Source organism: Corynebacterium frankenforstense DSM 45800 (genome assembly GCF_001941485.1).
In the GTDB taxonomy this organism is placed as follows: domain Bacteria; phylum Actinomycetota; class Actinomycetes; order Mycobacteriales; family Mycobacteriaceae; genus Corynebacterium; species Corynebacterium frankenforstense.
The window spans coordinates 958,794-978,865 of record NZ_CP009247.1; the positions used below are offsets into that span (position 1 = coordinate 958,794).

15 protein-coding genes and 1 riboswitch are annotated in these 20,072 nt (G+C 69.9%); of the genes, 10 read left to right on the plus strand and 5 right to left on the minus strand.

What is annotated here, in order from left to right; translation table 11 throughout:
- Nucleotides 1-145 precede the first annotated feature (145 nt).
- Nucleotides 146-2,182 (plus strand): BCCT family transporter, encoded by a 2,037-nt coding sequence (locus CFRA_RS04215; protein ID WP_075664857.1) that lies wholly within the window; start codon nt 146-148, stop codon nt 2,180-2,182.
- A gap of 95 nt (nt 2,183-2,277) precedes the next feature.
- Here the strand turns inward: CFRA_RS04215 and CFRA_RS04220 are convergent, their stop codons facing one another.
- Nucleotides 2,278-3,159, minus strand: coding sequence for a patatin-like phospholipase family protein (locus CFRA_RS04220; protein ID WP_245797679.1), 882 nt, complete (start codon nt 3,157-3,159; stop codon nt 2,278-2,280).
- A 52-nt stretch (nt 3,160-3,211) separates the two neighbouring features.
- Nucleotides 3,212-3,322, plus strand: a riboswitch (TPP riboswitch).
- Between CFRA_RS04220 and CFRA_RS04225 the strand changes: the two genes are divergently transcribed.
- The 7 genes from CFRA_RS04225 to CFRA_RS04255 all read left to right on the plus strand — a co-directional run bounded on the left by CFRA_RS04225 (nt 3,321) and on the right by CFRA_RS04255 (nt 11,893).
- Nucleotides 3,321-4,013 carry an ECF transporter S component gene (locus tag CFRA_RS04225; RefSeq protein ID WP_083666822.1) on the plus strand — a complete coding sequence of 231 codons (693 nt, stop codon included), beginning with the start codon at nt 3,321-3,323 and terminating at the stop codon, nt 4,011-4,013. It overlaps the preceding riboswitch by 2 nt.
- Nucleotides 4,010-5,362: an ABC transporter ATP-binding protein gene (locus CFRA_RS04230; RefSeq protein ID WP_075663600.1), complete on the plus strand. Its 1,353-nt coding sequence runs from the start codon at nt 4,010-4,012 to the stop codon at nt 5,360-5,362. The genes CFRA_RS04225 and CFRA_RS04230 overlap by 4 nt, the downstream gene beginning before the upstream one ends.
- The gene (locus CFRA_RS04235; protein ID WP_075663601.1) at nt 5,359-6,114 is read left to right on the plus strand and encodes an energy-coupling factor transporter transmembrane component T family protein; all 756 of its coding nucleotides are present in this window, start codon (nt 5,359-5,361) and stop codon (nt 6,112-6,114) included. The genes CFRA_RS04230 and CFRA_RS04235 overlap by 4 nt, the downstream gene beginning before the upstream one ends.
- 479 nt (nt 6,115-6,593) lie before the next feature.
- A complete protein-coding gene (locus CFRA_RS04240; RefSeq protein ID WP_075663602.1) occupies nt 6,594-8,171 on the plus strand; it encodes a peptide ABC transporter substrate-binding protein in 1,578 nt (525 codons plus the stop codon).
- 23 nt (nt 8,172-8,194) lie between these two features.
- On the plus strand, nt 8,195-9,121 hold the full coding sequence (locus tag CFRA_RS04245) for an ABC transporter permease (protein ID WP_075663603.1): 927 nt from the start codon (nt 8,195-8,197) through the stop codon (nt 9,119-9,121).
- Entirely contained in the window at nt 9,114-10,136 is a 1,023-nt protein-coding gene (locus tag CFRA_RS04250; protein WP_083666823.1) for an ABC transporter permease, read from the plus strand. Before CFRA_RS04245 ends, CFRA_RS04250 begins: the two co-directional genes overlap by 8 nt.
- Nucleotides 10,133-11,893 (plus strand): dipeptide ABC transporter ATP-binding protein, encoded by a 1,761-nt coding sequence (locus CFRA_RS04255; RefSeq protein WP_083666824.1) that lies wholly within the window; start codon nt 10,133-10,135, stop codon nt 11,891-11,893. The genes CFRA_RS04250 and CFRA_RS04255 overlap by 4 nt, the downstream gene beginning before the upstream one ends.
- Before the next feature lie 166 nt (nt 11,894-12,059).
- On the opposite strand, the gene glcB is transcribed toward CFRA_RS04255, so the two are convergent.
- A complete protein-coding gene (gene glcB, locus CFRA_RS04260; RefSeq protein ID WP_075663604.1) occupies nt 12,060-14,270 on the minus strand; it encodes a malate synthase G in 2,211 nt (736 codons plus the stop codon).
- 509 nt (nt 14,271-14,779) lie between these two features.
- Between glcB and aceA the strand changes: the two genes are divergently transcribed.
- Both aceA and rraA read left to right on the plus strand, forming a co-directional pair.
- The gene (gene aceA, locus CFRA_RS04265; protein ID WP_075663605.1) at nt 14,780-16,072 is read left to right on the plus strand and encodes an isocitrate lyase; all 1,293 of its coding nucleotides are present in this window, start codon (nt 14,780-14,782) and stop codon (nt 16,070-16,072) included.
- Nucleotides 16,073-16,239: 167 nt separating this feature from the next.
- A complete protein-coding gene (rraA, locus tag CFRA_RS04270) occupies nt 16,240-16,746 on the plus strand; it encodes a ribonuclease E activity regulator RraA (protein ID WP_075663606.1) in 507 nt (168 codons plus the stop codon).
- A gap of 7 nt (nt 16,747-16,753) precedes the next feature.
- Here the strand turns inward: rraA and CFRA_RS04275 are convergent, their stop codons facing one another.
- The 3 genes from CFRA_RS04275 to CFRA_RS04285 form a co-directional block, all read right to left on the minus strand.
- On the minus strand, nt 16,754-18,322 hold the full coding sequence (locus CFRA_RS04275) for an alanine/glycine:cation symporter family protein (protein WP_075663607.1): 1,569 nt from the start codon (nt 18,320-18,322) through the stop codon (nt 16,754-16,756).
- Nucleotides 18,323-18,520: 198 nt separating this feature from the next.
- The gene (locus CFRA_RS04280; RefSeq protein ID WP_075663608.1) at nt 18,521-19,054 is read right to left on the minus strand and encodes a ribonuclease FAU-1 family protein; all 534 of its coding nucleotides are present in this window, start codon (nt 19,052-19,054) and stop codon (nt 18,521-18,523) included.
- 6 nt (nt 19,055-19,060) lie between these two features.
- Nucleotides 19,061-19,921: an Rv1157c family protein gene (locus CFRA_RS04285; protein ID WP_245797681.1), complete on the minus strand. Its 861-nt coding sequence runs from the start codon at nt 19,919-19,921 to the stop codon at nt 19,061-19,063.
- Nucleotides 19,922-20,072 lie beyond the last annotated feature (151 nt).

A 20,072-nucleotide genomic window follows, 5' to 3' on the forward strand; every position in this document is an offset into this window, starting at 1 on the left:
GCGCGTAACGTTGATTGAGGTTCACGTCATTTTGACCGCCGAGTGAAAGGACGATTCCGTGGAATCGAAAGCCTCACCCGCCTCCGGGAAGGACCGGCCGCGCACGCACCGCAACGTCGAGCGCGCCCGCCGGTTCCTCCGCGAGGTGACCTACCCGCACAGCATCCACCCGGCGCTGGTGCCGGGTGTCTCGGTCGACGACCAGAAGATCCGCTACCGCGTCGACCGGCCCATCGTGCTCACCGTCGGCGGGTTGATCATCGCCTTCGTCCTGTGGGGCATCGTCGCCCCGATGAACGTCTTCGACGTCTCCAGCGCCGCGCTCGACTGGCTGATGGTCAACCTCGGCTGGATCTTCACCGTGGTCGCCATCGGCATGGCCATCGTGCTGCTGTGCCTGGCGTTCTCGCGCTTCGGCAAGATCCCGCTCGGACTCGACGACGAGAAACCCGAGTACTCCACGCTGTCCTGGGCGGCGATGCTCTTCGCCGCCGGCATCGGCATCGCCATCATCTTCTTCGGCCCCTTCGAGCCGATGTCGCACTACCTGAGCCCCCGCCCCGGCGCCTACGAGCCGGCGACGCAGGAGGCCGTCATCGGCGCGCTGGCGCAGTCCGCCCTGCACTGGGGCGTCAACGCCTGGGCGATCTACGCCGTGGTCGGCCTGGCCGTCGCCTACGTCTCCTACCGCCGCGGGCGCGTGCCGCTGATGAGCTCGATCCTCACGCCGCTGTTCCGCAACAAGGACACCGACTCGCTGCCCGCGCGCATCATCGACGGGCTGGCCATCATCGCCACCCTCTTCGGCACCGCGGCCTCCCTGGGCCTGGGTGCCCTGCAGATCGGCACCGGATTCCAGCTGGTCACCGGCTGGTCGACGACCGGCAACACCGTCGCTCTGATCATCATCGTCGTGCTGACCTGCGGCACCATCGCCTCGGCGACCTCCGGGGTGGCCAAGGGCATCCGGTGGCTGTCCAACATCAACCTCGTGCTGGCCATGGGGCTGGCGATCTTCTTCTTCGTCGTCGGGCCCACGGCCTTCCTGGCCAACATGATCCCGGCCGTCGTCGTCGACTACGTCGGCTCCCTGCCCGAGGCGCTCTCGGCGAACATGGGCCAGGGCGAGGACATGCAGGAGTTCCTCTCCGGCTGGACCACCTTCTACTGGGCCTGGTGGGTCTCCTGGTCGCCGTTCGTCGGCGTCTTCGTGGCCAAGATCTCCAAGGGACGGACCATCCGCGAGTTCGTCCTCGGTGTGCTGTTCATCCCCGGCAGCATCATCATCCTGGCGTTCACCATCCTGGGCGGCACGGCCATCTGGCTGCAGCGCGAGAGCGGTGACATCGTGCCCGGCAACGACCCGGCGAACATGCCGCCGGCCGAGGAGATCTTCTTCATCGTGCTCGACCACCTGCCCGGCGCCCAGATCGTCGCGCCGGTGGTGCTGGTCATGCTCGCCGTCTTCTTCATCACCACCGCCGACTCGGCCTCGCTGGTCAACTCCCAGCTCAGCCAGCGCGGCAACCCCAACCCCAACCGCCTGGTCACCGCCTTCTGGGCGATCTGCATGGCCGGCATCGCCGCGGTGATCCTGCTCGCCGGCAACGAGAACGCGCTGCAGGGCCTGCAGAACTTCGTCACCGTCACCGCGCTGCCCTTCGCGGTGATCCTGATCCTGATGATGCTCGCCCTGCTGCGTGAGCTGCGCGGCGACCCGCTGGCATTGCGGCAGCGCTTCGGCGAGGAGGCGCTGGCCGGTGCCGTGCTGCACGGCGTGCGCGACTACGGCGACAACTGGATGATCTCCGTGGAGGGCACCGCCGACGAGGACTACGCCGCCGGCGCGGCCTTCGACTCGACGGCCGCCGAGTACACCGAGTGGTACGCGCGCACCGACGAGGAGGGCAACCGCGTCGGCTACGACTACGAGACCGGCGAGTACCTCGAGGAGGTCAACGACTCCGCCGCCACCGACGGCAGCTGGGACCCCGAGGAGGGGGAGAGCGGTGCCGTGGACTCGGCGGACGCGGATGACGCCGTGGGGCCGGCTGGTGCGGTTGGCTCAGACGACGCGGATGGCGTCGCGGGTTCGGCCGGCTCAGACGACGCCGCCGGCTCGGCCGGCGCCGCCGGTTCCGAGACCGCCGACGGTGCCTCGGACGGGGAGCCGAAGGCCTAGGGCACTCAGTGTGCGTCTGCGGCGCCGGGGCGGTCTCCGCCTCCGGCGCCGTCTCCGTCTGAAGGGCACACGCCGTCTTAAGCGCCGTCGCCGTCTTAGGGGTTCCCGCGGTCTCCGGGGCCCTCGCCGCGCGTGAGGAACTCGGCGATGGCCGGCCACTCGCGCTCGGCCTGGGCACGCGCCGAGTCGAAGGCGGCGTTCAGGCGCGCCTCGTCGAGCTCCCGCGAGGAGACCAGCTCGCCCTCGGGGGCGAAGAGGTAGGCCCGTCCCTCGGCCTCGAGTTCGCGCAGGTGCGCCATCGTCGCGTTGTAGCGCTCGTGGCGCGTCAGCAGCCGCTCGGCGACCGCCGGGCGGCGCCGCAGCAGCGTGCGGATCGCCCGCGGGTGCCCCAGCGGCGGGCGCACGAATCCCGGGGGACGGGTCAGGATCACCAGGAAGCGCTCGAAGCCGTCGGCCTCCGCGGCGTCGACGGGGATGCCGCCGGAGGGCCCGAGCGCGCCGTCGACGTACTCGCGCCCGTCGATCTCGGTGGGCGGCATGATCACCGGCAGCGACGAGGAGGCGCGCACCCGGTGGAAGAGGTCGACCATCCCGTCGACGTCGTCGGCCGACCAGTAGACGTGCTCGCCGGTCTGCGCGTCGACCGCGCCGATGCGGAACGGGATCTCGGGGCGGGGCCGCTCGGGGAAGCGGTCGGCGGCGTAGATGTACTCGGAGTGGAAGAACCCCTTGCCGCGCAGGAACCAGCTGAGCCCGGCGAACTCGGGCTCCTGGGCGGCCTCGACGAAGTTGCGGTGCAGCTGGCGGCGGTCGCCGTCCAGGTAGGCGACGGTGTTGGTCGCCCCGGCGGAGATGCCGCCGACCCAGCCGACGCGCACGTCGTTCTCCAGCAGCACGTCGAGTACACCGGCGGTGTAGACGCCGCGCATGCCGCCGCCCTCCAGGACGAGGGCCGTCGTCGGTGCATTCAGACTCACGACGGACCAGCCTAACGGACGGGCGGTTTGGTGGGGTCTGCTACTGTGACACGCGTCATCCGCGGGAGCCCCGGAAGCAGGGGCTGAGATGCCGGTAAGGCCCGGCGAACCGTAGAACCTGATCCGGTTAGCACCGGCGCGAGGAAAGGATTCCGTCCGTCATGCGTGAAAACACGCCTGCCGCGAACGCGGCACCAGTCCAGTCTGCCCAGAACGAGAACGAGCGGGCCAGGCAGAACAAGTGGGGCAAGAAGGACAAGCAGGACAAGACCCCCGGCCGCCTGAACTGGCGCGTGGTCGACATCATCGTCGCCGCCGTGCTCGGCGTGACCTGCGGCCTGATCTTCTGGGTGTGGAACTCCGTCGGCTACGCCTGGACGACCACCATGGACGCGCTGACCCCGGGCCTGGGCGGCATCGCCATCGGCATCTGGCTGCTCGGCGGCACCGTCGGCGGCCTGGTCATCCGCAAGCCCGGCGCCGCCCTGTTCGTCGAGGTGCTCGCCGCGGTCGTCTCGGCGACCCTGGGCAACCAGTGGGGTATCGGCACCGTCTACTCCGGCCTGGCCCAGGGCCTGGGTGCCGAGCTGATCTTCGCCGCCTTCGCCTACCGCCGCTTCGGGCCGGTATCCGCGGCCCTGGCCGGCGCGGGCGCCGGCGTCGGCGCGATCGTCCTGGAGCTGTTCACCGCGGCCAATCTGGCCAAGACCCTGGAGTACAACCTCATCTACGCCGGCTGCGTGATCGTCTCCGGCGCCGTCCTCGCGGGCCTGCTCGGCCACGCCCTGGTCCGCGCGCTGGCGCGCACCGGTGCGCTGGACCGCTTCGCGGCCGGCCGCGAGGTCCGCGCGTGAGCGTCGTCGCCCGCGACTTCGGCTACCGGTACGCCACCCGCAGCACCCCGGCCCTCGAGCACGTCGACCTCGACGTCGCCGACGGCGAGCGCGTGCTGCTCACCGGTGACTCCGGGGCCGGCAAGTCCACACTTCTCGCCGCGGTCGCAGGTGTGCTCGGCGGCGCGGACGAGGGCGAGCGCACGGGCACCATCGACACCGACGGCACCGTCGGGCTCGTCCTGCAGGACCCGGAGAGCCAGGTCATCGCCTCACGTGTGGGCGACGACGTCGCCTTCGGCTGCGAGAACCTCGGCGTCGCCCCCGACGAGATCTGGCCGCGCGTGCGCCGCGCCCTGGAGCTCGTCGGCCTCGACCTGCCGCTGGACCACCCCACCTCCCGGCTCTCCGGCGGGCAGAAGCAGCGCCTGGCGCTGGCCGGCGTGATCGCCATGGGCGCGCGCACCCTGCTGCTCGACGAGCCGACGGCCAATCTCGACCCGCAGGGCGCCCGCGACGTCGCCGCGGCGGTGCGGCGCGTGTGCGCCGAGACCGGCGCGGGCCTCATCGTCGCCGAGCACCGCACCGAGCTGTGGGCCCCGCTGGCCACCCGCTTCCTGCACCTGGCCGCCCCGAAGGCCGGCGGCGGCATCCGCGAGATCACCGCCGCCGAGCTGCCCGGCCGCCCCGAACTGCCCGCCGCCCGCCCCGGACGTGCCCAGGCCGAGCCGGTGCTCACCGGCCGCGGCCTGGTCACCCGCGCGGGCGCGGCCCCGGACGTCGCGCTCCCCGAGGCCTGCTCGACCGTGATCACCGGCCCCAACGGCGCCGGCAAGACCTCGCTGCTGCTCGCCTTGGGCGGCCTCGACCGGCCCCGCCGCGGCGAGGTGCGTCTGCGCGGTGTCGAGGGCGCCCCGCACACCTGGCGCTCGGCGGCCCTGGCCCGCCGCATCGGCACCGTGTTCCAGGACCCCGAGCACCAGTTCGTCGCGCGCAGCGTCGCCGAGGAGCTGGCCGTCGGCCCCCGGGTGGCCGGCCTCGACGAGGCGGCCGCCGACGCCCGCGCCGAGGAGCTCATGGACGCCCTGGGCCTGACGCACCTGCGCGCGGCGAACCCCTTCACGCTCTCCGGCGGGGAGAAGCGCCGCCTGTCGGTGGCCACCGCGCTGGCCGCGGCCCCGCAGGTGCTGCTTCTCGACGAGCCGACCTACGGCCAGGACCCGCGCACCTTCGCCCGCCTGGTCGAGATGCTGCGCGCCCTGACCGACAAGGGTGTCACGGTCGCCTCCGTGACTCACGACGAGGACTTCGCGGCCGCCCTCGGCGACCACCGCGTCACCGTCGGCGCCGGGACGGGGGAGCGGGCGTGAACCTCATCTCGAAGACCAACCCCGTCACCCGCGTCGCCGGGCTCGCGCTCATGACGACCCCGCTGCTGATCAGCGTCGACTGGCTCTCCGCGGCCGTCGCGCTCGTGCTCACCGTCGCACTCGCCCCGCTGTGCGGCGTGGGACCGCTGACGCTCGCCAAGCGCGGCTGGCCGATCCTGGCCGTCGCGCCCGTCGCCGGCGTCTCGATGGCGCTCTTCGGCAGGCCCCAGGGCCACGAGTACTTCTCCTTCCTCGTCGCCCACGTCACCGACAACTCCCTCGAGCTCGCCCTGGCGGTCACCCTGCGCGTGTGCGCCGTCGCGCTGCCGGTGGTCGTGCTCGTCGCGCACATCGACCCGACCGACCTCGGCGACGGCCTCGCCCAGATCGCGCACCTTCCCGAGCGCTTCGTCATCGCCGCGATCGCCGGCGCCCGGCTGATCACGCTCTTCCGCGACGACTGGGTCTCGATGTCCCGGGCGCGCCGGGCACGCGGCATCGCCGACCGCGGCCGCCTGCGCCACCTGGCGACCCTCTCCTTCGGCCTGCTGGTCATCGGACTGCGCCGCGGTTCGAAGCTCGCCGTGGCCATGGAGGCCCGCGGCTTCGGGCGTGCGGGCAGGCGCACGTGGGCGCGGACCTCGACGGTCTCGCTTGCCGACGCCGCGTTGCTCGCCGTCTGCGTCATCGTCCCGGCGTTGGCGCTGGGTGCGGCCATGTCGGCGGGCACCTTCCGGTTCCTGGGCGCGTGACGGTGTGACGGCTGCGTCGCCGGTGTGACGGCTGCGCCGTCGGTGTGACGGCTGCGCCGTCACACCCGGGGAGCCGCCCCACCCGGGGACGGATGCGGCCGGCGGATGCTCACGGCCGGGGAACGCATGCCGGGGGAGCGCGCACGCCGAGGGAGCGCGCACGCCGGGGGAGCGGGGGCGGAGCTGTCGCTCCGGGGACGTGCACGCCGGGGATGTCGCTCCGGGGGAACGGGGCGTGGGGCTCTCGGCACGCGGGAGAGATGTGGTATTCCGCATAGCAGAATGTGAGCTAGATTAAATCACCCCCGGATGTGTGTGAAGCATTAAATGGTGTTACTAGTATTTTCCCAGCTAAACCGGGCACAACCGGAAATGTCCGTGCGTACGGGGCCTAACGCCTTTACCCCCGGTCACAGCGAAAAGTAATATTCCCCCTAATCCCGATCCGTCTCCCTATGACTGTGAAAGAGAAAAGCACCATGAAACTCAGAAAGATCGTGACGGTGCTCTCCGCCGGCGCGCTCGTGTTCGGTATCGCCGCCTGCTCCAGTGACGGGGACAACGGCGGCAGCGGCGACTACGTGACCACCTTCAGCACCGAGCCGCAGAACCCGCTGCTGCCGGCCGACACCAACGAGGTCGGCGGCGGCAACATCATCGACCTGGTCTTCTCCGGCCTCGTCTACTACGACGAGGAGGGCGAGGTGCACAACGAGGTCGCCGAGTCCATCGAGTCGGACGACTCGCAGCACTACACCGTCAAGATCAAGGACGGCGAGACCTTCTCCGACGGCACCCCGGTCACCGCCGAGAGCTTCGTCAAGGCGTGGAACTACGCCGTGGAGAACTCCCAGAAGTCCGCCTATTTCTTCGAGCCGATCCTCGGCTTCGAGGAGGGTGCCTCGTCCATGGAGGGCCTCAAGGTCCAGGACGACCACACCTTCACCATCGAGCTGACCCAGCCGGAGTCCGACTTCGCCACGCGCCTGGGCTACTCCGCCTTCTACCCGCTGCCCGAGGTCGCCTACGACGACATGCAGGCCTTCGGCGAGAACCCCGTGGGCAACGGCCCCTACAAGCTGGATTCCTGGAACCACAACCAGGACGCCACCGTCGTGCCCGACGAGAACTACGAGGGCGACCGCAAGGCCCAGAACGACGGCGTCCAGTTCGTCTTCTACACCAACCCGGACGCGGCCTACGCCGACCTGCTCTCCGGCAACCTCGACGTCCTCGACGCCGTGCCGGACAGCGCCTTCTCCAACTACGAGCAGGAGCTCGGTGACCGCTCGGTGAACAAGCCGGCCGCGATCTTCCAGTCCTTCACCATCAACTCCGACGAGGAGCACTTCACCGGCGAGGAGGGCAAGCTGCGTCGCGAGGCGCTGTCGATGGCCATCGACCGCGAGGAGATCACCGACACGATCTTCCAGGGCACCCGCACCCCGGCGACCGACTTCACCTCCCCGGTCATCCCGGGCCACTCCGACTCGCTCGAGGGCAAGGAGGTCCTCGAGTTCAACCCGGAGAAGGCCAAGGAGCTGTGGAAGAAGGCCGACGAGATCTCCCCGTACTCCGGTGAGTTCACCATCGCCTACAACTCCGACGGCGGCCACCAGGCGTGGGTCGACGCGGTGACCAACCAGCTGCGCAACAACCTGGGCATCGACGCCAACGGCGCGCCGACCCCGGACTTCAAGACCATGCGCGACGAGGTCGAGAACCGCACCGTCAAGGGCGGCTTCCGCACCGGCTGGCAGGCCGACTACCCCTCGCTGGGTAACTTCCTCGAGCCGCTCTACGCCACCAACGGCGGCTCCAACGACGGCGACTACTCCGACAAGGCCTTCGACGACAAGCTGCGCCAGGCCGCCGGTGCCACCGACGACGAGTCGGCGGACCAGTCCTACAACGAGGCCCAGGAGATCCTGCTCCAGGACCTGCCGGCCATCCCGCTGTGGTACTCCAACATCGTCGGCGGCTACTCGGAGAACGTCGACAACGTCGTCTTCTCCTGGAAGCAGGTGCCCCTCTACTACCAGATCACCAAGAAGTAACACCCCCGCTGTAAAGGTCGACCATGCTCCGCTACACCGGTCGGCGGCTGCTGCAGATGATCCCCGTGTTCTTCGGGGCGACCCTGCTGCTCTACGCGATGGTGTTCCTGATGCCCGGAGACCCCGTCGAGGCACTCGGCGGGGATCGCGGGCTGTCGGACGCCGCGCGGGAGCGCATCACCGCCGAGTACAACCTCGACAAGCCGTTCCTCGTCCAGTACCTGCTCTACCTGAAGGGCATCGTCACCCTCGACTTCGGCACGACCTTCTCCGGTCGTCCCGTCTCCGAGGCGATGGCCAACGCCTTCCCCGTCACCATCAAGCTGGCGGTGATGGCCCTGATCTTCGAGGCGGTCTTCGGCATCGCCTTCGGCCTGTTCGCGGGCATGCGCCGCGGCGGGATCTTCGACTCGACCGTGCTGGTCGTCTCCCTGTTCGTCATCGCCGTGCCCTCCTTCGTCATCGGCTTCGTGCTCCAGTTCGTCGTCGGCGTCAAGTGGGACCTGCTGCCGGTGACCGTGGGCAACCACGAAGACTTCATCTCCCTGCTCATGCCGGCGGTCGTCCTCGGCGCGCTCTCCTTCGCCTACGTGCTGCGCCTGACGCGCCAGTCCGTCTCGGAGAACCTGCGCGCCGACTACGTGCGCACCGCCCGGGCCAAGGGCCTGGGTAAGGGGCAGGTCATGGTCCGCCACGTGCTGCGCAACTCGCTGATCCCGGTGGTGACCTTCCTCGGTGCCGACCTCGGCGCCCTGATGGGCGGCGCGATCGTCACCGAGGGAATCTTCGGCATCAACGGTGTGGGCGGCGCGATCTACCAGGCGATCCTGAAGGGCGAGCCGACCACCGTCGTCTCCTTCACCACCGTCCTGGTCATCGTCTACATCGTGGCCAACCTGCTCGTCGACCTCATCTACGCCGTGCTCGACCCGAGGATCCGCTATGCCTGACCGTCACGACATTCCCGAGACCGAAGCCCGCACCGACGTCCACGCCGGCGCCCCGGTCGCCGACGAGCAGTTCTTCGCGGCCCGCCGCGGCCAGGAGCACTTCATCGCCGACGGCGACGAGGCGGGCCTCGGCGCCGTCGACGCCGTCGCCGACGAGTCCGCACCCGCCTCCCAGTGGGTCGTCGCCTGGCAGTACCTGCGCCGCCGGCCCCTGTTCTGGATCTCCGCGGTGCTCATCCTGCTGGCCCTGGTCACCGCGGCCTTCCCGGGGCTGCTCTCCGGGGCCGACCCGCGCGCCTGCGACCTGGCCAACTCCCTGGGCGGGCCGACCTCCGGCCACCCCTTCGGCTTCGACCGCCAGGGCTGCGACATCTACGCGCGCACCGTCCACGGCGCGCGTGCCTCGGTGTCCGTCGGCGTGCTGACCACCATCGCCGTGGTCATTCTGGGCACCGCGATCGGCGCGGCCGCCGGCTTCTTCGGCGGCTTCCTCGACACCCTGCTGTCGCGTCTGACCGACATCTTCTTCGCCGTGCCGCTGGTGCTGGCCGCCATCGTGGTCATGCAGATGTTCAAGGAGCACCGCACGATCGTCACCGTCGTGGTCGTCCTGGCGCTCTTCGGCTGGACCAACATCGCCCGCATCACCCGCGGCGCGGTGATGAGCGTCAAGAACGAGGAGTACGTCACCGCGGCCCGCGCACTGGGCGCCTCGCGGATGTCGATCCTGCGCTCGCACATCCTGCCCAACGCCGCCGCGCCGATCATCGTCTACGCCACGGTCGCCCTCGGCACCTTCATCGTCGCCGAGGCCACGCTGTCCTTCCTGGGCATCGGCCTGCCGCCGACGGTGGTCTCCTGGGGCGGCGACATCTCGGCGGCGCAGGCCTCCCTGCGCACCCAGCCGATGGTGCTGTTCTGGCCGGCCATCGCGCTGGCCCTGACCGTGCTGAGTTTCATCATGATGGGCGACGTCGTGCGCGACGCCCTGGACCCGAAGGCGAGGCAGCGATGAGCCACCCGATCGACAACGGCAACTCCGCGAACACCACGCGCACCGCACCCGAGGGGGCCACGCGGGAGCCGGCCCCGGACACCCCGCTGCTCGAGGTCGACGACCTCCACGTCTCCTTCACCTCCTCGACCGGCGTGGTCGAGGCCGTGCGCGGCTTCAACCTGACCGTCTACCCGGGCCAGTCCGTGGCCATCGTCGGCGAGTCCGGCTCCGGCAAGTCCACCGCGGCGATGTCGCTGCTGGGCCTGCTGCCCGGCACCGGCAAGGTCACCGGCGGCTCCATCCGCTTCGACGGCGAGGAGCTCGTCGGGCTCTCCGACAAGGAAATGCAGCACTACCGCGGTTCCGAGATCGGCCTGGTGCCCCAGGACCCGATGAGCAACCTCAACCCGGTCTGGCGCATCGGCACCCAGGTCGCCGAGGCGCTGAAGGCCAACAACGTCGTCCCGCACTCCGAGATCGGCGACCGCGTCGACCAGCTGCTCGAGGAGGCCGGCCTCGAGGGCGGGGGAGGGCGGGCACGCCAGTACCCGCACGAGTTCTCCGGCGGCATGCGCCAGCGCGCGCTGATCGCCATCGGCCTGGCCGCCAACCCGCGCCTGCTCATCGCCGACGAGCCGACCTCCGCGCTCGACGTGACCGTGCAGAAGCGCATCCTCGACCACTTGGGCCGGCTGGCCCGCGAGCACCACACCGCCGTGCTGTTCATCACCCACGACCTGGGCCTGGCCGCCGAACGCGCCGAGCACCTCGTCGTCATGCACCGCGGCCGCATCGTCGAGTCCGGGCCCAGCCTGGACATCCTGCGCGACCCGCAGCACCCCTACACGCGTCGCCTGGTCAAGGCCGCGCCCTCGCTGGCCTCCGCCCGCATCCAGACCGCCCGCGAACAGGGCAAGGTCACCGACGAGATGCTGGCCAAGACCGTCGCCGCCGACGACGGCGAGGTCGACAAGGTCATCGAGGTCAAGGGCCTGACCAAGGAGTTCGACGTGCGCGGGCGCAAGGGCGAGAAGAAGACCCTGCGCGCCGTCGACGACGTCTCCTTCTACGTGCGCCGCGGCACCACCACCGCACTCGTCGGCGAGTCCGGCTCGGGCAAGTCGACCGTGGCCAACATGGTCCTCGGCCTGCTGCAGCCGACCGCCGGGAAGGTCTACCTCGGCGGGCGTGACCTCGACGAACTGTCCCCGAAGGAGAAGTTCGCCGTGCGCCGCCGCATGCAGGTCGTCTTCCAGAACCCCTACGGCTCCCTGGACCCGATGTTCTCGGTCTACCGCTGCATCGAGGAGCCGCTGACCACGCACAAGGTGGGCAGCCGCAGGGAGCGCGAGCAGAAGGTCGCCGAGCTGCTCGACAAGGTCTCGCTGCCGCGCTCGGCGATGCGCCGCTACCCCAACGAGCTCTCCGGCGGCCAGCGCCAGCGCGTCGCCATCGCGCGTGCGCTGGCGCTCGACCCGGAGGTCCTCGTCCTCGACGAGGCCGTCAGCGCCCTCGACGTGCTGGTGCAGAACCAGATCCTCACGCTCCTGGCCGGCCTCCAGCGTGACCTGGGCCTGAGCTACCTGTTCATCACCCACGACCTCGGCGTGGTCCGCCAGACCGCCGACGACGTGGTGGTCATGGAGAAGGGCCGCCTCGTGGAGAAGGGCGGGGTGGACCAGATCTTCGACGCCCCCGCCCACGACTACACGCTCAACCTCATCGAGGCCGTCCCCGGCCTCGGCATCGAGCTGGGCACCGGCGAGCACCTCTAGCCCCGGCAGCGTAAAGCGCCCGCCTCCCGGAAGGGGAGGCGGGCGCTTGGTCGTGCGCGACGTCGTCAATTCACGTGAATTTACGTGCGCCACGTCGCAGGTCGGCTGCGACGGCGGGGCACGCACGGCGTCGGCAGGTGAATTTCCGACGCCGCGCGTGGCCGGGCTAGGCGATACCCTCGCGGCGCTTGAACTCGCGGCGGCGGGCGTGCAGGATCGGCTCGGTGTAACCGGACGGCGACTCGGTGCCCTTGAGGATCAGGTCCTTGGCGGCCTGGAAGGCGATCGAGTAGTCGAAGTCGGCGGCCATCTCGCGGTACTCCGGGTCGCCCTCGTTCTGCTTGTCGACGACGGCGGCCATCCGCTTGAGCGACTCGACGACCTCGTCCTCGGTGACCACGCCGTTGACGATCCAGTTGCACAGCAGCTGCGAGGAGATGCGCAGCGTGGCGCGGTCCTCCATCAGGTCGATGTCGTGGATGTCCGGGACCTTGGAGCAGCCCACGCCCTGCTCGACCCAGCGGACGACGTAGCCGAGGATGGACTGGCAGTTGTTGTCCATCTCCTGGCGCTTCTCCTCGTCGCTCCAGCCGGTGTCAGCGGCGACCGGGACGGTCAGCAGGTCACGCAGCGTGTCGCGGCGGCCGGCGGCCAGCAGCTCCTTCTGCACCTCCTTGACGTCCACGCGGTGGTAGTGCGTGGCGTGCAGCGTCGCGCCGGTGGGGGAGGGCACCCACGCGGTGTTCGCACCCTCGCGCGGCTGGCCGATCTTCTCCTTGAGCATGTCGGCCATCAGCTCGGTCTTGGCCCACATGCCCTTGCCGATCTGCGCGCGGCCGAAGAGGCCGCGGGCCAGGCCGGCGTCGACGTTGTTGTCCTCGTAGGCGATCTTCCAGGGCGCGGTCTGCAGGTCCGGCTTGCGCACCATGGCGCCCGCGTGCATCGAGGTGTGGATCTCGTCGCCGGTGCGGTCCAGGAAGCCGGTGTTGATGAAGGCGACGCGGTCCGGGGTGGCGGCGATGCAGGCGTCGAGGTTGACCGAGGTGCGACGCTCCTCGTCCATGACACCGACCTTCAGCGTGTTCGCCGGCAGCTCGAGCAGCTCCTCGACGCGGGCGAAGAGCTGGTCGGTGAAGGCGACCTCGTCCGGGCCGTGCTGCTTCGGCTTGACGATGTAGATCGAGCCGGTGCGCGAGTTGCGGTGCGGGTTGTCCTTGCGGGCGCCCGGGATCGCGCAGGCGGCGGTGATGACGGCGTCCATGATGCCCTCGAAGACCTCCTCGCCGTCGACGAGGATGGCCGGGTTGGTCATCAGGTGGCCGACGTTGCGCACCAGCAGCATCGAGCGGCCGTGCAGGCGCACGGTCGAGCCGTTGCGCGAGAAGTACTCGCGGTCGTCGTTGAGCCTGCGGGTGAAGGTGCGGCCGTTCTTGGTGATCTCCTCGGCCAGGTCGCCCTTATTCAGGCCGAACCAGTTGCGGTAGCCCAGGGTCTTGTCGGTGCCGTCGACGGCGGCTACGGAGTCCTCGAAGTCCATGATCGTGGAGACCGCGGACTCCATGATGATGTCCTCGACGCCGGCCTTGTCGTCCTTGCCGATCTGCGAGGTCGGGTTGATCATCAGGATGACGTGCAGGCCGTTGTTGCGCAGCACGATCGAGGCCGGGTCGGAGATGTCGCCGGTGAAGCCGCGGTAGGCGGACTTGTCGACGAGCGGGTAGCACTCGCCCTTGATGCGGCCGCACAGGTGGCCCTCGAGGACATCGTAGCGCTCGACCTCCGAGTGGCTCGCGCCGACCAGGGGCAGGACGTCGTCGAGGAACTTGCGGCCCCAGGCGATGACCTTCTTGCCGCGCTCCGGGTTGTAGCCCTTGCCCTTCTCCGCGCCCGGGGTCTCCGGGATCGCGTCGGTGCCGTAGAGGGCGTCGTAGAGGGAGCCCCAGCGCGCGTTCGCGGCGTTGATGGCGAAGCGGGCGTTGAGGATCGGGACGACCAGCTGCGGGCCGGCGACGCGGGCGAACTCGTCGTCGAGGTCCGCGGTGCGGATCTCCACGCCCTCGGCCGGGGCGTCCTCGAGGTAGCCGATCTTGTGCAGGAACTGCTCGTGCTCGGAGGGGTCGGGCTGGCCCGGGTTCTCGCGGTAGTAGTCGTCGAAGGCGCGCTGCAGCTCGTCGCGGCGGGCCAGCAGCTCCTTGTTGCGCGGGGTCAGGTCGCGGATGATGGCGGCGAAACCCTCCCAGAACTTCTCCCGGTCGCTACCGATCTCCGGCAGCACCTCGCCGTCGATGAAGTCGCGCAGCACACGATCGACCTGGAGGCCTGCCACTTCGACGTAGTCGTAGCTGTCCGTCGTGGGGGACGGCTGATTCTGGGACATCTCGCACTCCTTAAAGAGGGACGGGGTCAGTTCGGTGGGGGAAGGCTGGATGGTAGGACACCATAGCCGGGTGTCTGTGTCCGAGTGCCTGGTTCAGGATGATAAGTGAAGCAGGTCACTAACAAAAGGGCGGGGGTGATTCGCAGCGTTGGCACCCCCGTTGAGTCGGTGGGTCGGGGGACGGGGATCGGGTGAGGTCGGCGTGCTGCGGCGATGCCTTTTCAGCTCGGATTTCGATGATCGGTGCAGGCTGGAACTTTGGTAGTACGGGGGCGGCGCGAAGGGTAATACCAAAAACTTCGCAGACTTTGCATCTGGGTGGGCTACCCCCGCACATCGATTCACCCGGCCGGGAGGTTGACGTGGGTCTCGCCTCCTGCCAATCTGTGAACCACGCCACGCGGAGAGCGTGACGGCCCCGCAGGACGGGGCTCACCGAGACCCACCACCTTCGCTCCACAGGGACTGAAGGTGTCCCGGAACATCACAAGTAAGGACGTGATCGGAAGATGACCGAAACCGGCAAGGCCCGCACCGCTGCAGAGATCCAGAAGGACTGGGACACCAACCCCCGCTGGGCGCAGGTGACCCGCGACTACACCGCCGAGCAGGTGGAGGCCCTCCAGGGCACCGTCGTCGAGGAGCACACCCTCGCCCGCCGCGGCGCCGAGATCCTCTGGGACGAGATCAACAAGGGCGACGGCCACTACATCAACGCCCTCGGTGCGCTGACCGGTAACCAGGCCGTCCAGCAGGTCCGCGCCGGCCTGCGCGCCGTGTACCTCTCCGGCTGGCAGGTCGCCGGCGACGCCAACCTGGCGGGCCACACCTACCCGGACCAGTCGCTGTACCCGGCCAACTCCGTGCCGAACGTCGTCCGCCGCATCAACAACGCGCTGTCGCGTGCGGACCAGGTCGCCCGCCTCGAGGGCGACGACTCCGTGGACAACTGGCTGCGCCCGATCGTCGCCGACGCCGAGGCCGGCTTCGGTGGCGCCCTGAACGTCTTCGAGCTGCAGAAGGCCATGATCAACGCCGGCGCCGCCGGCACCCACTGGGAGGACCAGCTGGCCTCCGAGAAGAAGTGCGGCCACCTGGGCGGCAAGGTCCTGATCCCGACCCAGCAGCACATCCGCACCCTGAACTCGGCCCGCCTGGCCGCCGACGTCGAGAACACCCCGACCGTGATCGTCGCCCGCACCGACGCCGAGGCCGCCACCCTGCTGACCTCCGATGTCGACGAGCGCGACCACGAGTTCCTCACCGGTGAGCGTTCCGCCGAGGGCTACTACTACGTGAAGAACGGCATCGAGCCCTGCATCGCCCGCGCCAAGTCCTTCGCCCCCTACGCGGACATCATCTGGATGGAGACCGGCACCCCGGACCTGGGCCTGGCCAAGCAGTTCGCCGAGGCCGTCAAGGCCGAGTACCCGGACCAGCTCCTGGCCTACAACTGCTCGCCGTCCTTCAACTGGTCGAAGCACCTCTCCGAGGAGGACATCGCCCGCTTCCAGAAGGAGCTGGGCAAGATGGGCTTCGCCTTCCAGTTCATCACCCTGGCCGGCTTCCACGCCCTCAACTACGGCATGTTCGACCTGGCCTACGGCTACGCCCGCGACGGCATGACCTCCTTCGTCGACCTGCAGAACCGCGAGTTCAAGGCCGCCGAGGAGCGTGGCTTCACCGCCGTCAAGCACCAGCGCGAGGTCGGCGCCGGCTACTTCGACGCCGTGGCCACCACCGTCGACCCGAACTCCTCGACCACCGCCCTGAAGGGCTCCACCGAGGAGGGCCAGTTCTAGGATCCCCTGGAACCGCCGCCTGACCGGCCGCACGACAGTGCGCCACCCGGCCTGAGGACCGGCCCGCCCCGCGAGATGCGGCAGGCGGGCCGGTCCTTCGCCGTTGGCGGGGTCCGTCCCCGAGACATCTGAATCACCTGAAGCATCTGAAGTAGAGGAGCGTCACCATGACCGAGAACATCACCTTCATCCCCACCGCCGACCTCGTCGACATCATCGGCGCCGAGGAGGTGCGCAGCTGCGACACCCAGTTCCGCCTCATCGGCGGGCGCAGGGAGTTCTGCGGGCGCATCACCACGGTGCGCTGCCACCAGGACAACGGCCTGGTCAAGAAGATCCTCAACACCGACAACCCCGGCGGCGTCCTCGTCATCGACGGCGGGGGATCGCTGCACACCGCCCTGATCGGCGACATGATCGCCGCCGCCGGCCGCGACCACGGCTGGGCCGGCGTGATCGCCCACGGCGCCTGCCGTGACTCCGCGGTCATCGCCGAGATGGACTTCGGCCTCAAGGCCCTGGGCACCAACCCGCGCAAGTCCGGCAAGACCGGTGAGGGCGAGAAGGACGTCACCGTCGGCTTCGGCGGCGTCGACTTCGTGCCCGGCCACTACCTCTACGCCGACGCCGACGGCATCGTCGTCACCGAGGAGCCGGTCGAGCCGCAGGAGTAGGGGGCCGTCAGCCCCGTCCGTCGCCCTCTGCGGCCTCCCCGGATTCCGCGGCCTCCCGGGCCTCGGCGGCCTCGGCCGCGCGGACCTGCTCGGGGGTCGGCTCGTGGTCACCGCTCATGCCGACCTGCAGGTCCTCGTCCGGGATCACGTTGATGCGGCCCGAGTCGACCTTGTAGCGGTAGCCCAGGATCTCCGCGCGCAGCACGCGCGCGAGGAAGTAGAGGCCCAGCAGGTTCGGGATCGCCATCAGGAAGAACGAGGCGTCGGCGAAGGTGATCACCGCGTCGAGCGAGGCCGCCGCGCCGAGCACCGGGCCGATCAGCCAGACGGCCTTGAAGCCGCCGCGCACGGCCGGGCGGTCGCCCATCAGGTAGACCGCCGCCTGCTCGCCGTAGTAGCCGTAGGCCAGCACCGTGGAGAACCCGAAGAGGGCGACGGCCACGGAGAGCAGGTAGGGGAACCAGGAGGCCACCGTGGCGAAGGCGGTGGCGGTCAGCTCCACGCCCTCGGCGTCGGCCCCGGCGCCCTCGTGGACGCCGGTGACCACGATCGCGGTGGCGGTGAGCATGCACACGAACACCGAGTCGATGAAGGGCTCCCACATCGCGACGTAGCCCTCGCTGGCCGGCTTCTTCGTCTTCGACGCCGCGTGGGCGTAGCCGGCGGTGCCCACACCCGCGGCGTTGGAGAACAGCGCGCGCTGGATGCCGATGACGGCCACGCCGACGACGCCGCCGGCCACGCCCTCACCGGTGAAGACGTTGCTGACCATCGCGGACAGCGCCGCCGGCACAGCCGAGATGTTCGCGCCGAGGACGGCCAGGACACTGACCAGGTACACCGCGGCCATCGCCGGGGTGATCCGGCCGGTCCAGCGGCCCACGGAGGTCGCGCCGCCGACGAGCACCGAGCCCATCAGGACGGCGATGACCACGCCGAGGATCCAGTTGTGGTTCTGCAGCAGATCACTGCCCGAGCTGCTGGCGACGATCGCGGCGACCTGGTTGGACTGGAAGAGGTCCGCCCCGTAGAGGCCGAGGAGGGTGAACAGCGCGTAGAGCCAGGCCAGCGCCGCGCCCAGGCGCGGCCAGCCGATGTCGCGCAGGCCGTCGCGCAGGTAGTACATCGGCCCGCCGATGACCACGCCGTCCTCGCGGATGCCGCGGTACTTCACCGACAGGGTGGCCTCGGCCATCTTCACGCTCATGCCGACCAGCCCGAAGGCGGCGATCCACAGCGCGGAGCCCGGCCCGCCGACGGAGACCGCGACGGCCACGCCGGCGATATTGCCCAGGCCGACAGTGGAGGACAGCTCGGTGGCCAGCGCCTGGAAGCTGGAGATCTCGCCGGGGTCGGTCTTGGCGTTGAATCGGCCGTGGATGACCTGGAGTGAATGCTTGATGCCGGTGACCGGCTGGAACTTCAGCCACACCGTGAAGAAGACCGCCGCGACCATCAGCCACAGCACGATCAGGGGGACCCCGCCGAAGACGGGGATCTCCGCGAAGACGATCGCGGAGAGGACGTCGGCCACCGGGCCGACGACTGACTCGACTAGCTCGTCAATATCTGGCATTTGAAAATCACCGGAAATAAATTCTGAGAATACGGTCACATAAACGTTAACGTGTATGTCGCCCCGGGGCAGGGGCAGGGGGCCGTATCCGGGTATTTCCGGTGTGTCGGGGTGGGCCGGTGGCCGCCGCAGCGTCAGACGGGGGCGGTCATCTCCGGCGCGGTGGTGGGGCTCCGGTGTGGTGGCGGCAGGCCGGAATCAGCTGGCGGGGGTGAGCACGACGTCGTCGGCCCAGTCGAGCTCGATGCCGCGGTCGGCCAGCCAGGCCATCGGGTCGTCGGAGTGGCGGGTGATGCCCTCGACGGCCTCCAGGGTGGTCGTGATCGCCTGCTCGGCCTCCTCGCAGGAGATGAAGCCGGCGGAGGTCGCGGCGGCGAGCTCGTCGATGTCCTGGACGTCGACCGGGCGACCGGCCGTCGAGATCAGGTCGACGTAGAGGTCCCGGGTGGACCACACCCCGCCCTCGGCCTCGATGGCCGCGACGTCGAAGTAGTACTCCTGGTCGGCGGGCACGCCGGGGCGGAAGTGGAAGATGTTGGCGCGCAGGTTCAGCTCCGGCAGCAACCACGACTCCAGGTAGCCGAACTTCGGGTGGTCCGCGCCGCGGGCCATGTAGAGGCCGAAGTCCGTGACCCGGTAGGTGTCCACCTCGCGGAGGAAGCCCTTCGGGTCGGTGTTCGTGCGCGAGTCCGTGTCGAAGGTCTCGCGCTTGACGGGGTGCAGGTCAGCCATGATCGGTCACTTTCCCGGGAGGAACGCTGCGGTGGGCTGGAACGTGCAGGGGCCGTCGCCGGTGTGCACGGTCCCGTCGAGGACGGCGACGACCGGGCCCTCGCCGGTGTCCGCCACCCCGGAGACCGTCGCCGGCCCCTCAGGGTTGATGCCGTGGTTGTCCAGCGGGGTCACGCCGTGGGCCAGGGTGGCCAGGTTCGCCCAGCGCACCTGCATGCCGCCCTGTTCCGGTGCCGCCGGGGCGGTGCCCATTGCGGTGAAGAGGAACGTCGTTTGGCCCGCCGCCGCGCCCGGGGCGGGGATGTGCGCCGGGCCGCGCACGGCCAGCGCACTGCCGACGGAGTCGAGCTGACCGCCGATGCAGTTGCCCGACACCGTGGGCCAGTAGAACTGCTTGAACGGCGGGGCGTCGGCCGGCATGGCCACCCCGCCGCTGCCCTCGCCGGCGAAGTAGGCGACCGCACTGAGTAGCACGTCGCGAACCTCCGGCGGGATCCACGGCTGGCGGGCGAACTCGCGGACCTGCTCCAGGATCTCCGGGCGGGGCCGGCCCAGCTCGTCGAGCGGGTTGGCGAACTGCAGGCCCGGACCGGAGGAGATGACCGGCAGCTCGACGCCGGCGGGGCCGGTGGGCAGCAGGTGCGCGGGGGCGGAGGAACCTGGCAGCGCCGGGGCCGGGGCGGAGGAGCCCGGCAGGGTCGGCAGGGCCTGCGCGGCGGGGGCGACCAGCCCGGCGCCCGCCACGGTGAGCGCGGCGACGGCGGCGAGCACGCCGCGGGAGGCCCGCGCGGCCCGGGGCAGGCGGGCGTGGCGGGCGCGGCCCGTGGTGCGGGGCGTGCGGCGTGCGGATGCGTTCGACGCGGTCAAACCTTCAGATCCTTCGACGGTCGGCGGAGTCATCCGGCTCTCGGCTGCGGCGCGTCTCGACGGGGGGAGAGGCCCCGGAAACGGGCCACAGCGACAACTCAGATAACAGCAGTAACTTCTCTAACAATATTCACATTTCCCGGCGAGTCAA

Bases quoted from the DNA above. Each gene is read 5' to 3' on its own strand.
- CFRA_RS04250 (WP_083666823.1), top strand. From the start codon at position 9,114: ATGCCTGACCGTCACGACATTCCCGAGACCGAAGCCCGCACCGACGTC.
- CFRA_RS04280 (WP_075663608.1), bottom strand. From the start codon at position 19,054: ATGGCTGACCTGCACCCCGTCAAGCGCGAGACCTTCGACACGGACTCG.
- CFRA_RS04225 (WP_083666822.1), top strand. From the start codon at position 3,321: ATGCGTGAAAACACGCCTGCCGCGAACGCGGCACCAGTCCAGTCTGCC.
- CFRA_RS04245 (WP_075663603.1), top strand. From the start codon at position 8,195: ATGCTCCGCTACACCGGTCGGCGGCTGCTGCAGATGATCCCCGTGTTC.
- rraA (WP_075663606.1), top strand. From the start codon at position 16,240: ATGACCGAGAACATCACCTTCATCCCCACCGCCGACCTCGTCGACATC.
- glcB (WP_075663604.1), bottom strand. From the start codon at position 14,270: ATGTCCCAGAATCAGCCGTCCCCCACGACGGACAGCTACGACTACGTC.
- CFRA_RS04255 (WP_083666824.1), top strand. From the start codon at position 10,133: ATGAGCCACCCGATCGACAACGGCAACTCCGCGAACACCACGCGCACC.
- CFRA_RS04275 (WP_075663607.1), bottom strand. From the start codon at position 18,322: ATGCCAGATATTGACGAGCTAGTCGAGTCAGTCGTCGGCCCGGTGGCC.
- CFRA_RS04240 (WP_075663602.1), top strand. From the start codon at position 6,594: ATGAAACTCAGAAAGATCGTGACGGTGCTCTCCGCCGGCGCGCTCGTG.
- aceA (WP_075663605.1), top strand. From the start codon at position 14,780: ATGACCGAAACCGGCAAGGCCCGCACCGCTGCAGAGATCCAGAAGGAC.